This window comes from Virgibacillus proomii (genome assembly GCF_900162615.1).
In the GTDB taxonomy this organism is placed as follows: Bacteria; Bacillota; Bacilli; order Bacillales; family Amphibacillaceae; genus Virgibacillus; species Virgibacillus proomii.
This window is the reverse complement of record NZ_FUFN01000008.1, coordinates 126,323-143,903: the sequence shown is the minus strand read 5'-3', so window position 1 is coordinate 143,903 and position 17,581 is coordinate 126,323. Positions and strand designations below refer to the sequence as shown.

18 protein-coding genes are annotated in these 17,581 nt (G+C 35.7%); 10 read left to right on the top strand and 8 right to left on the bottom strand.

The window, feature by feature from the left end; translation table 11 throughout:
* The first annotated feature begins 17 nt into the window (after positions 1-17).
* A complete protein-coding gene (locus tag BN1066_RS01630; protein ID WP_077317783.1) occupies positions 18-899 on the top strand; it encodes an RluA family pseudouridine synthase in 882 nt (293 codons plus the stop codon).
* On the opposite strand, the gene prpE is transcribed toward BN1066_RS01630, so the two are convergent.
* The gene (prpE, locus tag BN1066_RS01625; protein WP_077317782.1) at positions 877-1,623 is read right to left on the bottom strand and encodes a bis(5'-nucleosyl)-tetraphosphatase PrpE; all 747 of its coding nucleotides are present in this window, start codon (positions 1,621-1,623) and stop codon (positions 877-879) included. The two genes, BN1066_RS01630 and prpE, sit on opposite strands and share 23 nt — an antisense overlap.
* A 174-nt stretch (positions 1,624-1,797) precedes the next feature.
* Between prpE and mgtE the strand changes: the two genes are divergently transcribed.
* Complete coding sequence (mgtE, locus tag BN1066_RS01620; protein WP_077317781.1) at positions 1,798-3,180, top strand: magnesium transporter; 1,383 nt, start codon at positions 1,798-1,800, stop codon at positions 3,178-3,180.
* 161 nt (positions 3,181-3,341) lie between these two features.
* Positions 3,342-3,809, top strand: coding sequence for a CotO family spore coat protein (locus BN1066_RS01615; RefSeq protein WP_179104261.1), 468 nt, complete (start codon positions 3,342-3,344; stop codon positions 3,807-3,809).
* Positions 3,810-4,082: 273 nt separating this feature from the next.
* On the opposite strand, the gene BN1066_RS01610 is transcribed toward BN1066_RS01615, so the two are convergent.
* A complete protein-coding gene (locus BN1066_RS01610; RefSeq protein WP_077317779.1) occupies positions 4,083-4,544 on the bottom strand; it encodes a CotY/CotZ family spore coat protein in 462 nt (153 codons plus the stop codon).
* A 235-nt stretch (positions 4,545-4,779) separates the two neighbouring features.
* Here BN1066_RS01610 and BN1066_RS01605 point away from each other — a divergent pair, with 235 nt between their 5' ends.
* From BN1066_RS01605 to BN1066_RS01595, 3 genes are all read left to right on the top strand, one after another.
* Complete coding sequence (locus tag BN1066_RS01605; RefSeq protein WP_077317778.1) at positions 4,780-5,052, top strand: hypothetical protein; 273 nt, start codon at positions 4,780-4,782, stop codon at positions 5,050-5,052.
* A 504-nt stretch (positions 5,053-5,556) separates the two neighbouring features.
* A complete protein-coding gene (locus BN1066_RS01600) occupies positions 5,557-5,760 on the top strand; it encodes a hypothetical protein (protein ID WP_077317777.1) in 204 nt (67 codons plus the stop codon).
* A gap of 258 nt (positions 5,761-6,018) precedes the next feature.
* A complete protein-coding gene (locus tag BN1066_RS01595) occupies positions 6,019-6,276 on the top strand; it encodes a hypothetical protein (protein ID WP_077317776.1) in 258 nt (85 codons plus the stop codon).
* A 37-nt stretch (positions 6,277-6,313) separates the two neighbouring features.
* Here the strand turns inward: BN1066_RS01595 and BN1066_RS01590 are convergent, their stop codons facing one another.
* The 6 genes from BN1066_RS01590 to BN1066_RS01565 form a co-directional block, all read right to left on the bottom strand.
* Entirely contained in the window at positions 6,314-7,021 is a 708-nt protein-coding gene (locus BN1066_RS01590) for a DUF421 domain-containing protein (protein ID WP_077317775.1), read from the bottom strand.
* Between the two features lie 177 nt (positions 7,022-7,198).
* Positions 7,199-7,633: a GNAT family N-acetyltransferase gene (locus BN1066_RS01585; RefSeq protein ID WP_077317774.1), complete on the bottom strand. Its 435-nt coding sequence runs from the start codon at positions 7,631-7,633 to the stop codon at positions 7,199-7,201.
* The gene (locus BN1066_RS01580) at positions 7,630-8,148 is read right to left on the bottom strand and encodes a YjcG family protein (RefSeq protein ID WP_077317773.1); all 519 of its coding nucleotides are present in this window, start codon (positions 8,146-8,148) and stop codon (positions 7,630-7,632) included. The genes BN1066_RS01585 and BN1066_RS01580 overlap by 4 nt, the downstream gene beginning before the upstream one ends.
* A gap of 122 nt (positions 8,149-8,270) precedes the next feature.
* Positions 8,271-8,996, bottom strand: a complete 726-nt coding sequence (locus BN1066_RS01575) for an alpha/beta hydrolase (RefSeq protein ID WP_077317772.1) — start codon at positions 8,994-8,996, stop codon at positions 8,271-8,273.
* 70 nt (positions 8,997-9,066) lie between these two features.
* Complete coding sequence (locus BN1066_RS01570; protein ID WP_077317771.1) at positions 9,067-10,908, bottom strand: ABC transporter ATP-binding protein; 1,842 nt, start codon at positions 10,906-10,908, stop codon at positions 9,067-9,069.
* On the bottom strand, positions 10,898-12,628 hold the full coding sequence (locus tag BN1066_RS01565) for an ABC transporter ATP-binding protein (protein WP_077317770.1): 1,731 nt from the start codon (positions 12,626-12,628) through the stop codon (positions 10,898-10,900). The genes BN1066_RS01570 and BN1066_RS01565 overlap by 11 nt, the downstream gene beginning before the upstream one ends.
* Positions 12,629-12,931: 303 nt before the next feature.
* Between BN1066_RS01565 and BN1066_RS01560 the strand changes: the two genes are divergently transcribed.
* The 4 genes from BN1066_RS01560 to BN1066_RS01545 all read left to right on the top strand — a co-directional run bounded on the left by BN1066_RS01560 (position 12,932) and on the right by BN1066_RS01545 (position 17,524).
* Positions 12,932-13,990, top strand: a complete 1,059-nt coding sequence (locus BN1066_RS01560; RefSeq protein WP_077317769.1) for an AEC family transporter — start codon at positions 12,932-12,934, stop codon at positions 13,988-13,990.
* Between the two features lie 19 nt (positions 13,991-14,009).
* Positions 14,010-15,029, top strand: coding sequence for a 2-hydroxyacid dehydrogenase (locus BN1066_RS01555; RefSeq protein ID WP_077317768.1), 1,020 nt, complete (start codon positions 14,010-14,012; stop codon positions 15,027-15,029).
* 338 nt (positions 15,030-15,367) lie between these two features.
* Positions 15,368-16,426, top strand: a complete 1,059-nt coding sequence (locus BN1066_RS01550; RefSeq protein WP_077317767.1) for an AEC family transporter — start codon at positions 15,368-15,370, stop codon at positions 16,424-16,426.
* A 72-nt stretch (positions 16,427-16,498) separates the two neighbouring features.
* Positions 16,499-17,524, top strand: coding sequence for a 2-hydroxyacid dehydrogenase (locus tag BN1066_RS01545; RefSeq protein WP_077317766.1), 1,026 nt, complete (start codon positions 16,499-16,501; stop codon positions 17,522-17,524).
* Positions 17,525-17,581 lie beyond the last annotated feature (57 nt).

Sequence of the window (17,581 nt, the reverse complement as noted above, 5' to 3'; positions counted from 1 at the left end):
GGAACGTGATAGAACAGATGGAATGGATTATTGAAAAACAACATGAAGGAATGCTGCTTCGCGACTATCTTCGTGAGGTTCGGGGATTTTCCAGAAGGATTTTAAAAGCAATTAAATTTGATGGTGGAGCGATTTTAGTAAATGGGATAGAACAATCCGTTCGTTATCCTTTATCTACTGGAGATAAACTAATGATTCATTTTCCCAAAGAAGTTAGAAGTAATTCGATGCAACCAGAACCAATGGAACTATCGATCATTTATGAAGATAACGATATTTTAGTTATTAATAAAGCATCTGGGTTACCGGTGATTCCTTCGTTTCGTCACCCTAATGGAACTTTGGCAAATGGATTATTAGCACATTATGAAAAACAGAAATGTAATGCCACCGTTCACATTGTTACTAGATTAGATCGCGACACCTCTGGTTTATTATTAGTTGCTAAGCACAGCTATAGTCATTCAATTTTAGCTGCTCAACAGCAAACGAAAGCAGTGCAGCGAACATATCAGGCTATAGTAGAAGGTTGTATTAGTAAGCAATCTGGTACGATTCATATGCCAATAGGTAGAAAACCTGGATCTATCATTGAACGAGAGATCCGTTCAGATGGAAAAGATGCGATTACTCATTACAAGGTAGAAAAAAAGACGACCGAGCATTCATTTATTACTGTTCAGTTGGAAACAGGTAGAACTCATCAAATTCGCGTTCACTTTTCGGGAACTGGTTATCCGTTATGTGGTGATACACTATATGGTGGTTCTACTCATTTGATTGAGCGGCAGGCATTGCATTGTTCTTTACTTTCATTCATCCATCCAATTACAAAGGAATTACTGCATTTTACTGCTAAATTACCTCAAGATATGGTTAATGCGCTGCAAAAAATGTAAATCTATCTCTTTGAAATGGCTGTTGTGATGGAACAGCCACAATCTTTTCTTCAGGTAGACGAAAAGCTGTTAATTCATTTCCAAACACACAACCTGTATCAATATTGATTGTTCTGTTTATGATTCGTGGCTTTAAAACAGGGGTATGGCCATAAACAATCCAAGCATCTCCTTTATAATGTGCTGCCCAATCTTTACGAATCGGTCTCCCAGATGAATCTTTTTCTCCAGTCGTGTCACCATATAGAACAAAAGCTTCCACTTGTTTATCGGTCCTCCCTATGTACACTTCTTTCATTCCTGCATGTGCAACAATTGCATTTACTTCTGGAATTTGCAAATAAAGAGGTGCTTGTTCGTATAATGTCATAAATTGTTCACGGATCAGGGCCTGTTCCTCTTTTGAGCACGCTTTATACTCAGCAACAGTTGTTTCTAATCCATGCCATATTCGAACGTTATTACCGATAAAGTAGCGGTACAATTTATTGCAATGATTACCGGGAACATACAATGCTTTTTGCTGCGTGATTACCATTTTAAATACAAGTGTAATCACTGCTAATGAATGTGGACCCCGATCGGTTATATCTCCAACAAAGACGGGAGTTCGTTGTTCGGGATGAACAAAAATACCCTGTTCCTTTTTGTAGCCAAGTTTGAAAAATAGTTGCTCTAATTCTTCAAAACATCCATGAATATCACCAATAATATCAATCTTCATATGAATACCTCCTTGATTTGTTCGGTTTTTTTGGATATGATATGTGCGGGGTAAAAATGGATAGTAGGCAAGGTTGCTCTACATTATATAATTATAACCAATTTCATCCAAGTAAATTGGTTTGAACGCCCCTTTAATAGGGAATAGATGAGCTAGGGAAAAGGAAGTGATCGTATGGAATCCAATAAGTATGATAAAAAGTATGAAGAACAGTATGAGCAGCATTGGCAGAAATTACAGCAGGCACTGGAACAGGATAATATGGAAGGATTTCGTAACGAGTTCCTTGATATGCATCCCTATGACCAAGCAATGTTTTTTATGGAGCAGACAAAAGCAGCTCGTTTGAAAATATACACGTATTTATCGCCAGAGGAAGTCGGCAACATCATAGAAATTATGGATGATGAAAAACAACGACGCGCATTAATAAGCGAAATGGATCCCCGCTTTGCTTCCATGGTTTTAGCGAAAATGTTTGCTGATAATGCGGTTGATATTTTAAGTGGCATGGACAAGGATCAAATTGCAAGCTTCTTAACCATTATGAATCAGGAAGCAGCAAAAGAAATTAAAAAGTTGCTGCATTATGAAGAAAAAACAGCCGGAAGTATTATGACTACTGAGTATGTTGCAACGTATAAAACAAATACAGTTCAACAGACGATGCAGCAATTAAAGGAACAGGCTCCAGACGCAGAAACGATCTACTATATGTATGTACTGGATGATGAAAAGCGTTTAGTTGGAGTTCTTTCTTTGCGAGATCTAATTGTTGCCGATGAAGATACTCTAATTGAAGATGTTATGATTGAAAAGGTCGTAGCGGTATCTGTTGGCAAAGACCAAGAAGAAGTTGCCCAAATGATGCGTGACTATGACTTTTTAGCACTTCCGGTAGTTGATTTTCAAGGGCATCTATTAGGTATTATTACGGTAGATGATATTTTAGACGTCATGGAAGAAGAAGCAAGTGATGACTATTCCAAGCTGGCTGGGGTTTCCGATATGGATAAGCCAAGTGATACGGCGGTTGTTTCAGTGAGAAAACGGTTACCATGGCTTGTTATTTTATTATTTTTAGGAATGCTAACTGCCAGTTTAATAGGACGTTTTGAGGAAACGTTAAATCAAGTTTCCGTTTTAGCTATATTTATCCCGCTTATTGCTGGAATGGCTGGTAATTCAGGAACGCAAGCTTTGGCGGTTGCTGTTCGTGGGATAGCTAATGGGGATTATGATAAACAAGGAAAAGCCCGGCTTGTACTCCGGGAAGGAGCTACAGGCATCATTAATGGGATTATTTGCGGAATTGTTATTATGATTGTTATTTATATTTGGAAAGGTAAGTTTTACTTGGGTTTACTTGTAGGTATTTCAATTGCTGCTACACTGTTTGTTGCCACACTTGCAGGTGTGTTAGTTCCCATGTTGATGGAACGGATAAAAATCGATCCAGCTGTAGCATCCGGCCCATTTATTACTACGATCAATGATATAATTTCGATCCTTATTTATTTCAGCATGGCAACCGTATTTATGAAATTTTTATTATGATCGTTTTTGAAAATGAGTACTGAAACATCCATTTAAAATAATATAATATCTTAAAGAAAAGACACTTCTCTCCAAGTGTCTTTTCTTTTTCCACAAACACATTTCCCAAAATGGGTTCATATAATGGGTTAAGGAATGATTTAAAAAGGGGGAAGAATAAAATGGGGAAAAAATACGCACAAAAACCACTGCTTTTTATTCATCAGTCAAAAGTAGGCGAGTTACATGCGCCAATGCAACATATGTATGTTACCCCAAAACATAATAAGGAAGTTTCTTCAAAGAATGAGGAGGTAGTGAAAAAAGGAATGAGGCACCGAGACTTTGATAAAAACGAAATAAAAAATAAGCAGGAAGATTTGGAGGAAACGGAGAAAAGTGATTTTTCACATGAAGAAAAGAAGCAAAGCTTCAAAGATATGTCAATTGAAGAAAAAATTGAATATTTTTTACACACCCCTAACTTCGCTCCTAGATTAAAATGTGAAATCCAAACAAGTCAACGAACGTATCGCGGTGTAATAACAGGATCTGAAGGAAATGATGTATTTATTCGTACCGGAAATCGTTCAACAAGTACAAAAATCTCACTAGATGATATTAAGCATATTAAGTTACTAGGCTTCTAATGATCTATCTTTACGTGAAATAGCAGTAAAAACTCCCGCCTAAGACTATCAATCGGATTGGCTAGGTGGGAGAATCAACTGCCGGTGGAAGTAATTGGCTTGTTAATCTATAGGGGATCATGCTCCCCTAACTATAAAAGCTTTGCTTGAAGCAGTAGGACGTATTTTAGTGGTTCAAAAATAGTTACCGAACAAGAAGTATATCATTCAATAAGTGGTGAAATATTGCACACTGGGGTGCATGCACCCCAGTGACAATTCAATTAAGCGTAGTTAGCAGTTAAGTGCATTAATTGCTGGTAGACATGTTACATGACAGAAACAGTTAAGATCTGCTGTGATACAGATACCAGTTGCGCGTAAGTGCTTTGTTTTTTGGTCAACTGGGTTTTTCGGATTAGGATCATCATCATGTGGATCTCTTAGAAGCTCTAATATTGCACAGCAATCATCATCCACTTTTTTAACACGGAAGAAGAAGCTTGCTACAATATCACCAATATCGCTTGGATGTGCCCCGAACCCTTTAAATGGTTTACAAGTCCCTTTACAGTACAAAATTAAAGGTACCGTATCAAGTCCATTATTTTGATCAGTATCTCCTAATAAATCATTAATAGATTGTTCACAACTAGAGTCACAGCAGTTTTCGATGACATCACTTTGAGCCTCCGCAATCTCCTTTAAAATATCACATACACAGTTCCCAGTTTTAAAATCTTTTCCACAACCCATGATTTTTTCTCCTTTCCATATTGTGTTTGACTCATTTGTCTTTACTAGAATATGTTGACTAATGCGGATTGTGTGGGCACTCAAATCAATTCCAATGATCGATTTAGGATATATATGGACGGCTTAGACTCATTCAACAACTCTAATTTCTCGAAAAAACGGGCGAATGACCATACCTATCATAAATAGTTACATAGACTAATAACGACCAAACGTATAAAAGGAGTGAAAACGAATGTCGGAAAAAAAGAAGCAAGTCATCCATGTAAAGGATCTTGTTATTAAAGCAGATAATGTGGCTATTGAATCTTCTCGCCCACAAAGGGCGCCCCGTCCGGCTCAACGTAGAGACCCATTTTTTATGAGACGCCCGGTTGAGGCAGAGAGAGTTGAGGAAAACACAGAAGTAGAGGATAATGAAGAGCTACATCATGAAGAAGAGCACCGGCAGGAAGATCACGAGGACAGTCAAGAGAATGAGAGAAGAGGCCCGTTCTCCTGGTTTTAATCAGAGATAAAAAAGCAGCAGTTACATGCTGCTTTTTTGACACTATAGAAAAGTATAAAATTTTAGGGTTTATAGTATAAGAAAAACTACAGCTTTCGCCATAAAGACTTGGCGACAAGCCAAGTTTTTCTAAAAAAGTAAAGCTTTTTCAATTTAACCAGAGTAGTGAAGTCTAAAAAACAGGTTTTACCTGTGTCCTAAAGCTTGGCGTTCGTCAAGCTTTTATTTTTGTAGAGAGACGATAACTACTTCTACCTTGTGGATATCTTTTTTGAAAATCGTCGGCTCGTCTAGTTTAAGCGCTCGAGCGACTAGCAAACTTCGATCTTCTTCCTACGATAAGTCAACATCGGCTCCTTATGTCGCCGTGTTTTCTTTATCTTGTCAGAAGTTCTCCAGTTTGTACGGTTGCTAAACAGGCGATTGCGCTTTTCTTGGTGTTTTTGATTAGTATAAAACGTGAAAACGATGGTCACGAAAAATTAGTACGAGGGAGGTTTCAAGATGAAAATTTCTGAACCAAATTGGCTGAATTATTTTCATGTCATCGAAAAACACTTACAAAAAAATGAGAAATGGATGCAGTTTCCGGAAAAAAAAGCTGTGGCAGTAGAAAAAGATATGAATAAATGGAATGAATCTTTTTTAGGTAATATAAAAAAATTTGAAGATCTTATCAAAGAATTAGAAAAAAGAATGGAAGAATAAAAAGGATTAGACTTTTTAGAAAAAGGGTATATAATTATATAAACATTAATCTCGCATGTAAGGTGCCGTAAGACTCCCATTTCAAAATCTTGAGTTGATACAAAAGGTCTAAGTGGGAGAAAACGGCACCTAAATGCCCGATTCGTTCAAGGGCCTTTAGGTCATACCCTTGTGGTACTAACCTTCAGTAGGAGATGGAGAAAACTCCTACTAAATGAAGTTTCACTTTATTTTCTGATAATATAGGGGGTGCTGGTAATGGGATATATATTGCCAATAAAGCAGATTCAGTATGAACAATATCATCAACGGGTTATTAGTAAAAAACAAAATTTTTTCCATATCGAAAGTCCTTTTAAAGTGTTACTCGATAAGCAGCATCAACAATTATTCAAAAGTTATGAGCGGCTTTATAAAGAAGGTTATGATCGCTATGCAATCAAACCAACAAAACCTTCTGAACTTGAATTTGCTAAGATGACTGGGAAGGGCAAACGATTTAGCAGCACAATTTAACCCTCCAAGAAAAAGATGCCTTAGTAAGGTGATGATACTAAGCATCGAATTTACGATGGTGTCTATTTGTATACGGTAAAATAAACAACTTTTCACCTTTTCTATACTCTGCATAAAAAACATCACTTATTTGTTCATAATTTTGTTCTTGTAGTTCATGATCTAGCCATTCTTCAGTCAAGTTTTTTTCTTTTAAGTTGTCGTAAATAATTTCGCCATCATTAATCAATGTTGTAGCTAAATTAACTTCTTTTGGAGAAACCTGCATATCTTGCTTATTTGGCGTTTGATAAGGTGGTTTTTTGATCACAGATACCGTGCCGTTTGTTTCTAAAAACGCAAATTCAACTTCTCTGAGGGAGAATACGTCTTTAGCACGTAATAAACTTTGTAGTTGATTTATATCAAGTTTATTTTTTTTCATGACATCTCTAATTAATTTGCCACGATAGATGACGAAATCAGGACCACCCTCTAACAAGCTGCGGGTACCTTTGAATTTTTGCGTTATCAATTCTGTTAAGTATAAAAGCCCGCCCCAAAGAAAAATAACATAGCCTATTTCAATAACACTTGCCTTTTTATCGAACAATGCATTTCCTACCAGTTCGCCAAGGATTAAAGCAGAAATAAAATCAAAAGGAGTTAACTGGGAAATTTGTGTTTTTCCAAGCAGTTTTGTCAGTAAAAATAAGGCAACAAATCCAAAGATGGTGTCTACTAGCATTTGCAAATAAGAATTCATTCCCATGCCCCCTTAAAAATTAATCACTCTTAGGGTTACCTGTTATAAAGAATTCATTCATTTAAAAATATTAAATGGCGGAAAAGACACTTTTAATAAAAAATGTTTTTCCGCCAACATCTGTTTCATATTGAAATATTTTTAATTAGGATGAAACTCATAAACAATTTGAACAACTTAGTCGTTTAACGTTAGCTGTTTTATCATCGTTACGTGTGGAATTCCTGCGTCCATAAATTCATCCGATACCGTTTTATAACCCAAACGTTGATAAAACTTTTTTGCGTGTATTTGCCCATGAAGCTTTGCTTGTTGGTAGCCATGATCCAGAATAAGTTCTTCCATTGTTTGAATTAAGTGCTTACCAATGGATTTACCACGGTATTCTTTTAATACGCAAATCCTTTCCAGTTTTCCATAGTTATCGACAAATCGCAGTCGGCTTGCTGCTACCGGTGTTACATCATCATAGACAATAAAGTGAATGGCTTCTTCATCAAGTCCATCCATTTCTTCCTCGTAAGGTACTTGTTGTTCCTCTATAAAAACGACTGTACGAATATGATAAGCATGCTCCAATTCTTTCGGTGTTGTAACTTTTATTATATTCACACGAATTCCTTCCCAAACACAAAGGTTTCATGAACGGTCCAAGATCCATTATTTAATTGATACATAAGTTGAAACCGATCAATTTTATCTTCAATTTCAATTTTTTTCATTCGTAAGCTATTGTATACATCAGAGTATTCGTCATGTGAAAGACTTTGAGCAATCGTAATATGTGGAACAAACGCATATTCTTGATTTCTTGGGAATTTACCTGAATGCATTTTTGCATACAAATCTATCAATTCTGGTCTTGGCTCAATTTTAAAGTAAATCGTATTTGTTATTGGAGCAAATGTACTAACCTTATTTATATTGATTGTAAAAGGCTTCGTTTCATTAGCGATGTGCTTTAATTCAATAATAAGCTCCTCCATTATTTGTTGATCAGCTTCAAAGGGTGCTTTTAACGTAATATGTGGAGGAATTAACGCATAATGTGGATCATACCTTTTTCGATATGAATTTGCTTCATCTTGTACTTCTTTCGTTGGGAAAATAACAATGCCATATTTCATTCATAAAACCTCCTTTTAGAATAACCAGATTCTGTAACAAACGTATCTGAATAAACTTAATATCTATTATAACAAAAAAGTATCTAAAGTAAGTAGAGTTTTTTGGACTATCAGAAAAATGACTAATTAAACATAGAAGTTAACGCATGCTTCATGTTTTTTTGCCAATATTTCCATGTATGCTCTCCGCCTTCTAATTCATAGTATTCATAGCTGGCATTACTATTTGTTAATATATTATGAAGTTCTCGGTTTGGTGTAAGGAAGTCCATCGTTTCTCCATTTGTCATTGTAACTGCTGTTTCTTTTTCACCAATTATGTGGTAAATCGTTAGTGTATCTAAGCTTTGAGCTGATTCAGTAACTTGCAGTACAGAACTATCTACATATGGCGATTGTAGGATGACATTACCAAATGTATTCGGATAGCGAATAGCGGTCATTAGTGCTAACGTTCCAGCTAACGAATCACCTAATAAAGTTCTTGTTTGTGCTAAATTATACGGTGGATAAATGTCATCTAGTAAGGAGACTACTTCACGACTTAAAAATTGGATATATGCTTCATTTTCTTTACCGTTCGGATGATATTTTTCTCTGCGATCATATTTATTTTTATAATGTATCCCGACGAAAATTGTATTCATTATTTCATTATTGTCGTGAAGCCTGTCACTTAACGTAGCAATTCTTCCTAATTGATAGTAGTCGTTTCCGTCTTGCATGATGCATAAATGATAATTATCCATTGGGGAATAGGACTCGGGTTGATAAATCAATAATGTCATTTTTTCATCTAAATAGTTACTATTCATATGTTTTTCGATCATGGAACCTTTTCTACCCATGAAACCCACTCCTTCCACGGTGTTGGTAGTTTTTCTATTGTTTTTACAATCTGGTTCGCAGAAAGACGAACTATATTTTAAGTCTATTCTTATCTACCTCTTTAAGCTCCGCCCCTTTAAACAATTGATAATACTTTCCTTTTAATTTAAGTAATTCTTGATGGCTTCCATGCTCTACTATTTCCCCATGTTCGAGCAAAATAATCTTATCAGCTTCTTGAATGGTATTCAGACGGTGTGCAATAATAAAACTGGTCCTACCATGCATGAGCCGTTTTAATGCATCTTGAATTTTTAACTCGGTAATTGTATCAATATTACTGGTAGCTTCATCCAGAATCAAGATTTTTGGCTGGGCAAGTAAAGCGCGGGCGATGGTAATTAGCTGTTTTTGCCCTTGGCTTATACCACTTCCTTGTTGGTCAAGTAGCGTATCATATCCATTAGGGAGTTTGGTAATAAATTCATGTGCATTAGCATCTTTAGCAGCTAGAATTACTTCTTCATCCGTAGCCTGTAAGCGTCCATAGCGAATATTTTCGCGGATGGTGGCTTGAAATAAGAATGTATCCTGTAAGACAAAAGCCATATGCTGTCTAAGGCTAGAGCGAGTAATTAGTTTAAGCGGCGTACCATCTAAATAAATTTCCCCTTTATCATAATTATAAAAACGCGAAATTAAATTAATAATTGTCGTTTTTCCTGCACCGGTATGGCCAACGAAAGCGACAGATTCTCCAGGTTTTGCTTCAAAACTAATATCTTTCAATATAGTAATGTCTTCGTAGCCAAAGTAAACATGGTCAAATTGAATATGTCCTTCTATAGTTGTTAATTCTTTTGCTGCTTTTTCATCTGCTTCCTCCTGTTTTTCATCCATTACGCGAAAAACTCGTTCTGCTCCGGCAACAGCAGATAACAGAATATTAAACTGATTAGATAGTTCATTCAATGGACGCGTAAATTGGCGAGCATATTCTGTAAAAATAACAATGACACCAACCGTTACATACCCATATATAGCTAAAACCCCACCAGCTAAAGCAATGAAACCAAAGCTTAGAAAATTAAGCATGTTCATGACTTTTGGAATAAAGCCGGATATAGTTAGTGCCCAAAAGCCAGCATGATTTAAAGCTTTATTGCGCTCTTCAAATTCCTGGATGACTCGATTTTCTTGGGAAAAGGTTTTGACAATATGCTGTCCGGACACAATTTCTTCTACATAGCCGTTCACTTCAGCTAAGTTTTTTTGTTGGAGTTTATACAATGGTCCAGTTCTCTTTGTAATCCAGCGAATTGCTAAAAACAGAATTGGAACAATGACCATCGTTACCGCTGTTAGAATTGGGCTAAGATAAAGCATGACTGCTACCGTTCCTGTTAGTGTTAGTACACTAGAAAAAATCTGAATGACGGATTGATTTAATGTATTATTGACATTATCAATATCATTTGTAATTCGGCTCATTAGTTCTCCATGCTGCCGCTTATCAAAATAGGAAATGGAAAGACGGTGAAATTGGTGAAATAAGTCTTTCCGTAATGTATAAATAGTTTTTTGAGCAATCTCAACCATCCAATAATTTTGTAGAAATATGGATAGAGAATGAAAGAGATAAATAAATAAAAGCGAAATTAACAGAGTGACAAGGCCAGCACTTTGCTTTGTTACGATAAATTTATCGACTGCCGTGCCAATCATAAAGGGTCCTAATAAACTTAAAGCTGAGCTAATCATAACCATTAAGATAACAAGTGATAATTTACCCTTTTCTTTTGCTAAATAGGACCAAATCCGTTTTATTGTCCCGGTTGTATCCTTGGCTCGTTTACGCTTATTCGCTACTTGAAGCGATTTAATGGGAATCTTATCGTATTGAAAAGGCTGTTTTAATTGATTATTCAGCATAGGAAAACTCCTTTCCAAACTGGGAGGCCACTATTTCTTGATACAGCTCACATGATTTTAATAAAGTTTGATGGGAGCCTATAGCCAGAATTTTCCCTTCATCTAATAAAAGAATTCGATCAGCTGAGATAGCTGTTGCTATTTTTTGGGTGATCATTAATGTTGTACTGTTGTATTTTTCAATCGCTTGTAAAAGCTTTGCTTCTGTAGTTAAATCAAGAGCACTAGTGCTGTCATCTAGCATCAGGATTTTCGGTTGACGAATTAATGCACGAGCTATCGAAATTCGTTGTTTTTGACCACCAGATAAATTGACCCCTTTTTGCCCTACTTTCGTTTCATATTGCTGTTCTAAATTCATGATCGTTTCATGAATTTGGGCATCTTTTGCAGCTTGAATAATTTCTTCATCCGTGGCATCTGGTTTTCCCCATGAAATATTTTCTTTGATGGAACCAGTGAATAACAATGGAGACTGTGGTACATAGCCAATACTATTTCGTAATTTCTCCAAAGAATAAGCCGTAATTTCTTTCTCATCAATGGTGATCTTCCCTTTTGTAACATCATAAAGTCGTGGAATCAGCTGGAATAAGGAGGTTTTCCCTGATCCGGTAGCCCCCATTATGGCTAATCGTTCCCCTTTTTCAACATGAAAGCTGATATTTTTAATTACCGCTTTATCGTTTTCTGGATAAATAAACGAAACCTTGTTAAATGAAATAGCTCCATCCTGAATCGGAGCAGAAGCAGGCTCTACAGTACTTTCATTTTTTACATCTTCTGTATATAGAACCTCGCTGACACGCTCTGTAGATGCCTTCATTCGGGAAAATGCCATCGTAATAAAAGTGAACATAGAAATAGACATAGATACTCGTAGTGCGTAGTTAATGATAGCAACAACATCACCAACAGTTGCTGTACCGGCAATAACTTGAGAATTGCCAAACCAAATAATAAAAATAAGAGAAAGATTCATAACAAATAAGAGAACCGGCATTGAAGCCTCGACAAATTGAAAGGCTATCCTAGTTCGGTTGGCGAGCGTTCGATTTGCATCCATAAACCGGTGTTCCTCATAATCTCTTCGATAGAATGCTTTTATTAAACGCATTCCAACAAGGTTTTCTTGCATTACTTGGTTTACCTTATCTACACTTTTTTGCACATGATTAAATAAACGCCCAGCTACCTTTAATACCCATAAAATAAAACCAACTAATAATGGCACCGTAATTGTAAAAATAACTGCGAGTTTAGCGTTTACGATAAATGCCATCATGACACCGCCTACAACAATCAATGGTGCCTTGGACATAATTCTTAATATCATATAAATCGTATTTTGAATTTGCCGGATATCGTTTGTGAATCTTGTCATTAAGCCCGAGGTTGGATACTTATTTAAATTAGCAAAAGAAAATGCTTGTATTTTGGCAAACAACTTTTCTCGCATATCATAGGCAAATCTCCAACTCACATGAGAAGCATAAAAAGAATTGATAATCCCAGCAATAAAGGCAATGATTGCAAGTCCTATCATAATACTTCCCCACATGATGATGTTGTTTAAATCTTTATTAACGACACCTTCATTAATCATCTTCCCAAGAAAAAAAGGAAGTAACAGCTCGACAGCTAGTTCAATGAGCATAAGTAAAAAAGCTACAATCGCAGGTAGCTTATACGGCTTTAAAAAAGTTAAAACTGTTCTCACGTTGACCTCCTCCGTGAAGGTAAAGCAATTTCTACCTATTATAAAGGGATTTTAAAAATTTATCCAATATCCGATTTTTCATCCAACTTATGAGACTGTCCTGAAACTTTTCAAGAGTAAAGAATGCAGAGTTTTTTCATCTAGTCAAAAATCTTTGTATAAAACGTACTTTAAAGGGAAAAATTCTTTTGAGTTAAATCTTCTGGGATTTTATTATTTTCCAAATGTTATCTCCTCATTAATGAAAGAAGAAATCCTAACATCGGCGATAATGGAGAATCTACATAGTAACGGAGGATATGTATGGATATATTACAGGAAATTCAGGCGACATTCACAGATATAAAAATTGTAAGTGCAATTACTTCGACATTATTCATCATCTTATTAGGTTATTTCTGCCGCAAACAAAAAATTTTTAGCGATACGGTAGGAAAAACACTATCAAGGGTAGTATTAGTTGTCGCTCTACCAGCTCTTGCTTTTAATGCCTTCATGAAGGATATCGATGCGGAATCTTTATCGGAAGGAATGGGTATTCTTGTTTGGGGAATTGTTATCTACATTATTTTAATTTTGGTATCAAAGCCAATGTATTTTAAATATAAAAGGGACAGGGAAGATACGTTACGTGTACTTACTATTTTTGGATCAACAACTTTCTTCGGTATTCCAATTGTTGGAGCAATTTATGGAGCAGAGGGAGTGCTATATGCTTCCATATTTAATATCGGTTATCGGATTTTCCTTTATTCTTATGGCTATATTAAAATGAGCGGATTAAAGATGGAAGCGAAAAATATGAAAGAAATGTTTTTAAATCCGATCGTTATTGCTACCTTTTTAGGTCTTTTTATCTGGGTGTTTCAAGATTATTTACCACAGGTCAGTGTAGTAGCTGCTGATGGTACAGCAACAACTGTGGCATTTTTGCGGATTGATCAGACAGCACCATGGCTATTTCAACCAATGACTTATTTGGCTGATTTAGCTTCACCGCTTGCCTGGCTGGCAATTGGTGCAACACTCGGTTCCGTCGACTTTAGAACAGCAATAACAAATCGAACCTCTTTATACTACAGTTTTAATAAGGTCATTCTTGTGCCGGTTATTAATATCGTATTGCTTACGATTCTGGCTATGACACAAATTTTAACGATTAGCAATTTATCCTTAGGAACGATTGTCATTATGATGGCAACACCAACGGCGACCGTAGCTGCTGCATATGCTATTAGCTTTGATAGAGACGCATTACTCGCTTCCAATGCTTCATTACTGTCAACGATTATCTCAATCATTCTGATTCCATTTTGGATTATTATCATTAATATCATTAGTGCTATGGGAATATTCAGTTAAAATTAAGGAGACATGTATGATGACATTAAAAGTAGCTTGTTATGGCGTAAGAAAAAATGAAGTACCTTTCTTTCATCAATTAAATAAGTATCATTTTAAATTAAAATTAATTGAGGAACTGCTAACCCATGAAAATATTGAAACAGCAAAAGGGATGAATGCTGTTTTGTTAAGGGCCAATTGTACGGCGGATAGAATTAATATAGAGAAATTCTATGAATATGGTGTTAAATATATATTTACACGAACTGTTGGCTACAATCATATTGACTTGCAAGCAGCGGCAAATTTCGGTATGTATGTAGCACGAGTTCCTTCTTATTCACCAAATGCTATTGCCGAATTAGCATTGTCACTAGCCCTGTCTTTATTAAGACACACTGCTTATACAACTGCAAAAACTGCTAATGGAGACTTCACCGTTGATCCATTCATGTTTAGTAAAGAAGTAAGAAATTGCAAGGTGGGTATTATTGGGACTGGCAGGATTGGGTTGACAGAAGCTAAATTGTTTAAAGGCTTAGGGGCAACTGTACTCGGTTATGACATCTTTCAAAGTGATGAAGCAAAGAAATTGGTTACATTTATGGAAATGGAGGATTTGTTAAAACAAAGTGATATTGTGAGCTTACACATTCCTTATTTTCCAGGAAAAAACGATAAGATGGTGAATGATGCTTTCCTTTCCAAAATGAAGGACGGTGCGATTCTCATTAATACAGCAAGGGGAGAGCTCCAAGATAATCGGGCTATCCTAAAGGCATTAAAAACAAATAAATTAGAGGCTTTTGCAACGGATGTGTTTGCTCATGAAAAAGATATCTTTAATCATAAGTTTAACGGTACAAAGAAGCTGGACCCTACTGTTCAAGCATTAATCGATTTATATCCACGTGTGCTGGTGACGCCTCATATTGGTTCTAATACGGATGAAGCATTGAGAAACATGATTGAAACCAGTTTCGATAATTTCTATGATGTTTTAACAAAAGGTAGTACCATAAATGCGATCCCATTACCAGAAAAAATAATTAAATAAGCAAATTAAGCTAAAACTCATTTAAAGAAAGTCTGTTAGCCTCAGAGACTCTGATTCAGGTGATTAATTATTGCACTACGACTCAGCTTTGAGGCTTAATTTTATTTTCTTCTTCCCATTTTGTATTTGCTCCTTACAGTTTGCACAAGAAACAGAGTATAAACAAAAACAAAACATTGCTCACTATTTCACTTACTTAAATTACATAAGTTAGTTTAGTTACCTATTATTTTTATCTTTCAAGAAATGTTCTATGATGAGTTTGTAAGAGATAGCCGGCTTTTCTATACAATAGTTTGTGAAATATTTCACAAAATGGAGATCTGGAGGAGAAAACAATGAAAGTGTTTGAAATTATTCAAACTACATTTACTGATATGAATATAATTAGTGCTATTACATCAACCATGTTCATTATCTTATTAGGATATTTTTGTCGAAAAAAGAATATTTTTAGTGATCAAGTTGGCAAAATGTTATCTAAAGTTGTATTGTCAGTAGCATTACCTGCTCTTGCGTTTAATGCATTTATGACTGATATTGACAAGGAATCATTAGCTGAAGGTATGGGGATTTTAATTTGGGGAATTGCAATTTATATTATTTTAATTCTTGTATCGAAACCAATGTACATTAAATTTAAAGGCGATAAAGAAGATACATTACGTGTACTAACTATTTTTGGATCAACGACATTCTTCGGGATACCGATTGTTGGAGCAATTTACGGAGCAGAAGGAGTGTTATATGCTTCCATATTTAATATCGGTTATCGTATTTTCCTTTATTCTTATGGATATATCAAAATGAGCGGCTTAAAGATGGAAGCCAAAAATATTAAAGAAATGTTTTTAAATCCGATCGTTATTGCTACCTTTTTAGGTCTTTTTATCTGGGTGTTTCAAGATTATTTACCACAGGTCAGTGTAGTAGCTGCCGATGGTACCATATCAACAGTTGCATTTTTACGAATCGACCAGACTGCACCTTGGCTATTTAAACCAATGGGATATTTGGCAGGCTTAGCTTCACCACTTGCCTGGCTTGCAATTGGATCAACACTAGGTTCCGTCGATTTCAAAACAGCGATAACAGATCGTACGTCCCTATTCTATAGTGCGAATAAAGTTATTCTTGTACCAGTTATTAATCTTGTACTGTTAGCTATTCTTTCCCTAACTGGAATTTTAACAATGAGTGCTATTTCGATTGGAACTGTAGTTATTATGATGGCTACTCCAACTGCAACTGTGGCAGCAGCTTATGCCATCAGCTTTGATAAGGATGCATTGCTTGCGTCGAACGCATCATTGCTATCAACGATTACTGCTGTTGTGATGATACCAATTTGGATTATTATCATAAATTTCATCAGTGCAACAAACTTATTTAGCTAAAACAACTAGTTGCATCTAATCTATGACTTTAATTAAATACCAAGTATTCAGATTGAAAAAGGAGATAATAATATGACAATTAAGGTTGTTTGTTATGGAGTAAGAGAAAATGAAGTGCCTTTCTTTCATCAACTAAATAAGTATGACTTTGAACTAACGCTGATCGAGGAGCTTCTAACCCATGAAAATATCGAAACAGCAAAAGGAATGGATGCTGTTTTACTTAGGGGAAATTGTGTAGCTGACAGGAAAAACATTCAGCAAATGAAAGAATATGGCGTTACGTATTTATTTACGCGCACCGTAGGTTATAATCATATTGATTTGCAAGCAGCAGCTGATTTTGATATGTACGTTGCACGCGTTCCTTCTTATTCACCAAATGCAATTGCTGAATTATCTTTAACACTTGCTATGTCTTTGTTAAGACATACTGCTTATACTACCAATAAAACATCTAAAAAAGATTTTACGGTCGACAGTGTTATGTTTAGTAAAGAAATCAGAAATTGCAAAGTAGGTATTATTGGTACTGGTAAAATTGGCTTGACAGAGGCGCAATTGTTTAGTGGGCTCGGAGCCGAAGTACTGGGGTATGATATATATCAAAGTGAAGAAGCAAAACAAGTTGTTACATTCGTGGAGTTAGATGAATTATTAAGAGAAAGTGATATTGTTAGTTTGCATGTACCATATTTTCCAGGTAAAAATGATAAAATGGTAAATGATGAATTCATTTCAAAAATGAAAAATGGTGCCATATTCATTAATACAGCAAGAGGCGAGCTTCAGGATAATGAAGCTATTCTAAAAGCATTGCGATCTCATAAGCTCGAAGGTTTTGCAACAGATGTATTTGCCAATGAACAGGAAATATTCTTCCAACAATTTAATGATGGTAAAAAATTAGATCCTACCATTCAAGCTTTAATTGATTTGTATCCACGGGTTTTAGTTACACCACATATCGGATCAAATACAGATGAGGCGCTAACGAATATGATTGAAACTAGCTTTGAAAATCTGCATGAAACGATTACGAAAGGAAGCACGACGAATGCAGTAGCCCTACCAGAAAAAAGCCAGGCTGTTTCTTAAAAATACTAAACATAGAGGCAGAAAAAATCCACTTCCTGAAAAGTGGATTTTTTCTGC

Coding starts and splice junctions, on each gene's coding strand:
- BN1066_RS01630 (WP_077317783.1), top strand. CDS start 18: ATGGAATGGATTATTGAAAAACAACATGAAGGAATGCTGCTTCGCGAC.
- prpE (WP_077317782.1), bottom strand. CDS start 1,623: ATGAAGATTGATATTATTGGTGATATTCATGGATGTTTTGAAGAATTA.
- mgtE (WP_077317781.1), top strand. CDS start 1,798: ATGGAATCCAATAAGTATGATAAAAAGTATGAAGAACAGTATGAGCAG.
- BN1066_RS01615 (WP_179104261.1), top strand. CDS start 3,342: ATGGGGAAAAAATACGCACAAAAACCACTGCTTTTTATTCATCAGTCA.
- BN1066_RS01610 (WP_077317779.1), bottom strand. CDS start 4,544: ATGGGTTGTGGAAAAGATTTTAAAACTGGGAACTGTGTATGTGATATT.
- BN1066_RS01605 (WP_077317778.1), top strand. CDS start 4,780: ATGTCGGAAAAAAAGAAGCAAGTCATCCATGTAAAGGATCTTGTTATT.
- BN1066_RS01600 (WP_077317777.1), top strand. CDS start 5,557: ATGAAAATTTCTGAACCAAATTGGCTGAATTATTTTCATGTCATCGAA.
- BN1066_RS01595 (WP_077317776.1), top strand. CDS start 6,019: ATGGGATATATATTGCCAATAAAGCAGATTCAGTATGAACAATATCAT.
- BN1066_RS01590 (WP_077317775.1), bottom strand. CDS start 7,021: ATGAATTCTTATTTGCAAATGCTAGTAGACACCATCTTTGGATTTGTT.
- BN1066_RS01580 (WP_077317773.1), bottom strand. CDS start 8,148: ATGAAATATGGCATTGTTATTTTCCCAACGAAAGAAGTACAAGATGAA.
- BN1066_RS01575 (WP_077317772.1), bottom strand. CDS start 8,996: ATGGGTAGAAAAGGTTCCATGATCGAAAAACATATGAATAGTAACTAT.
- BN1066_RS01570 (WP_077317771.1), bottom strand. CDS start 10,908: ATGCTGAATAATCAATTAAAACAGCCTTTTCAATACGATAAGATTCCC.
- BN1066_RS01560 (WP_077317769.1), top strand. CDS start 12,932: ATGGATATATTACAGGAAATTCAGGCGACATTCACAGATATAAAAATT.
- BN1066_RS01555 (WP_077317768.1), top strand. CDS start 14,010: ATGACATTAAAAGTAGCTTGTTATGGCGTAAGAAAAAATGAAGTACCT.
- BN1066_RS01550 (WP_077317767.1), top strand. CDS start 15,368: ATGAAAGTGTTTGAAATTATTCAAACTACATTTACTGATATGAATATA.
- BN1066_RS01545 (WP_077317766.1), top strand. CDS start 16,499: ATGACAATTAAGGTTGTTTGTTATGGAGTAAGAGAAAATGAAGTGCCT.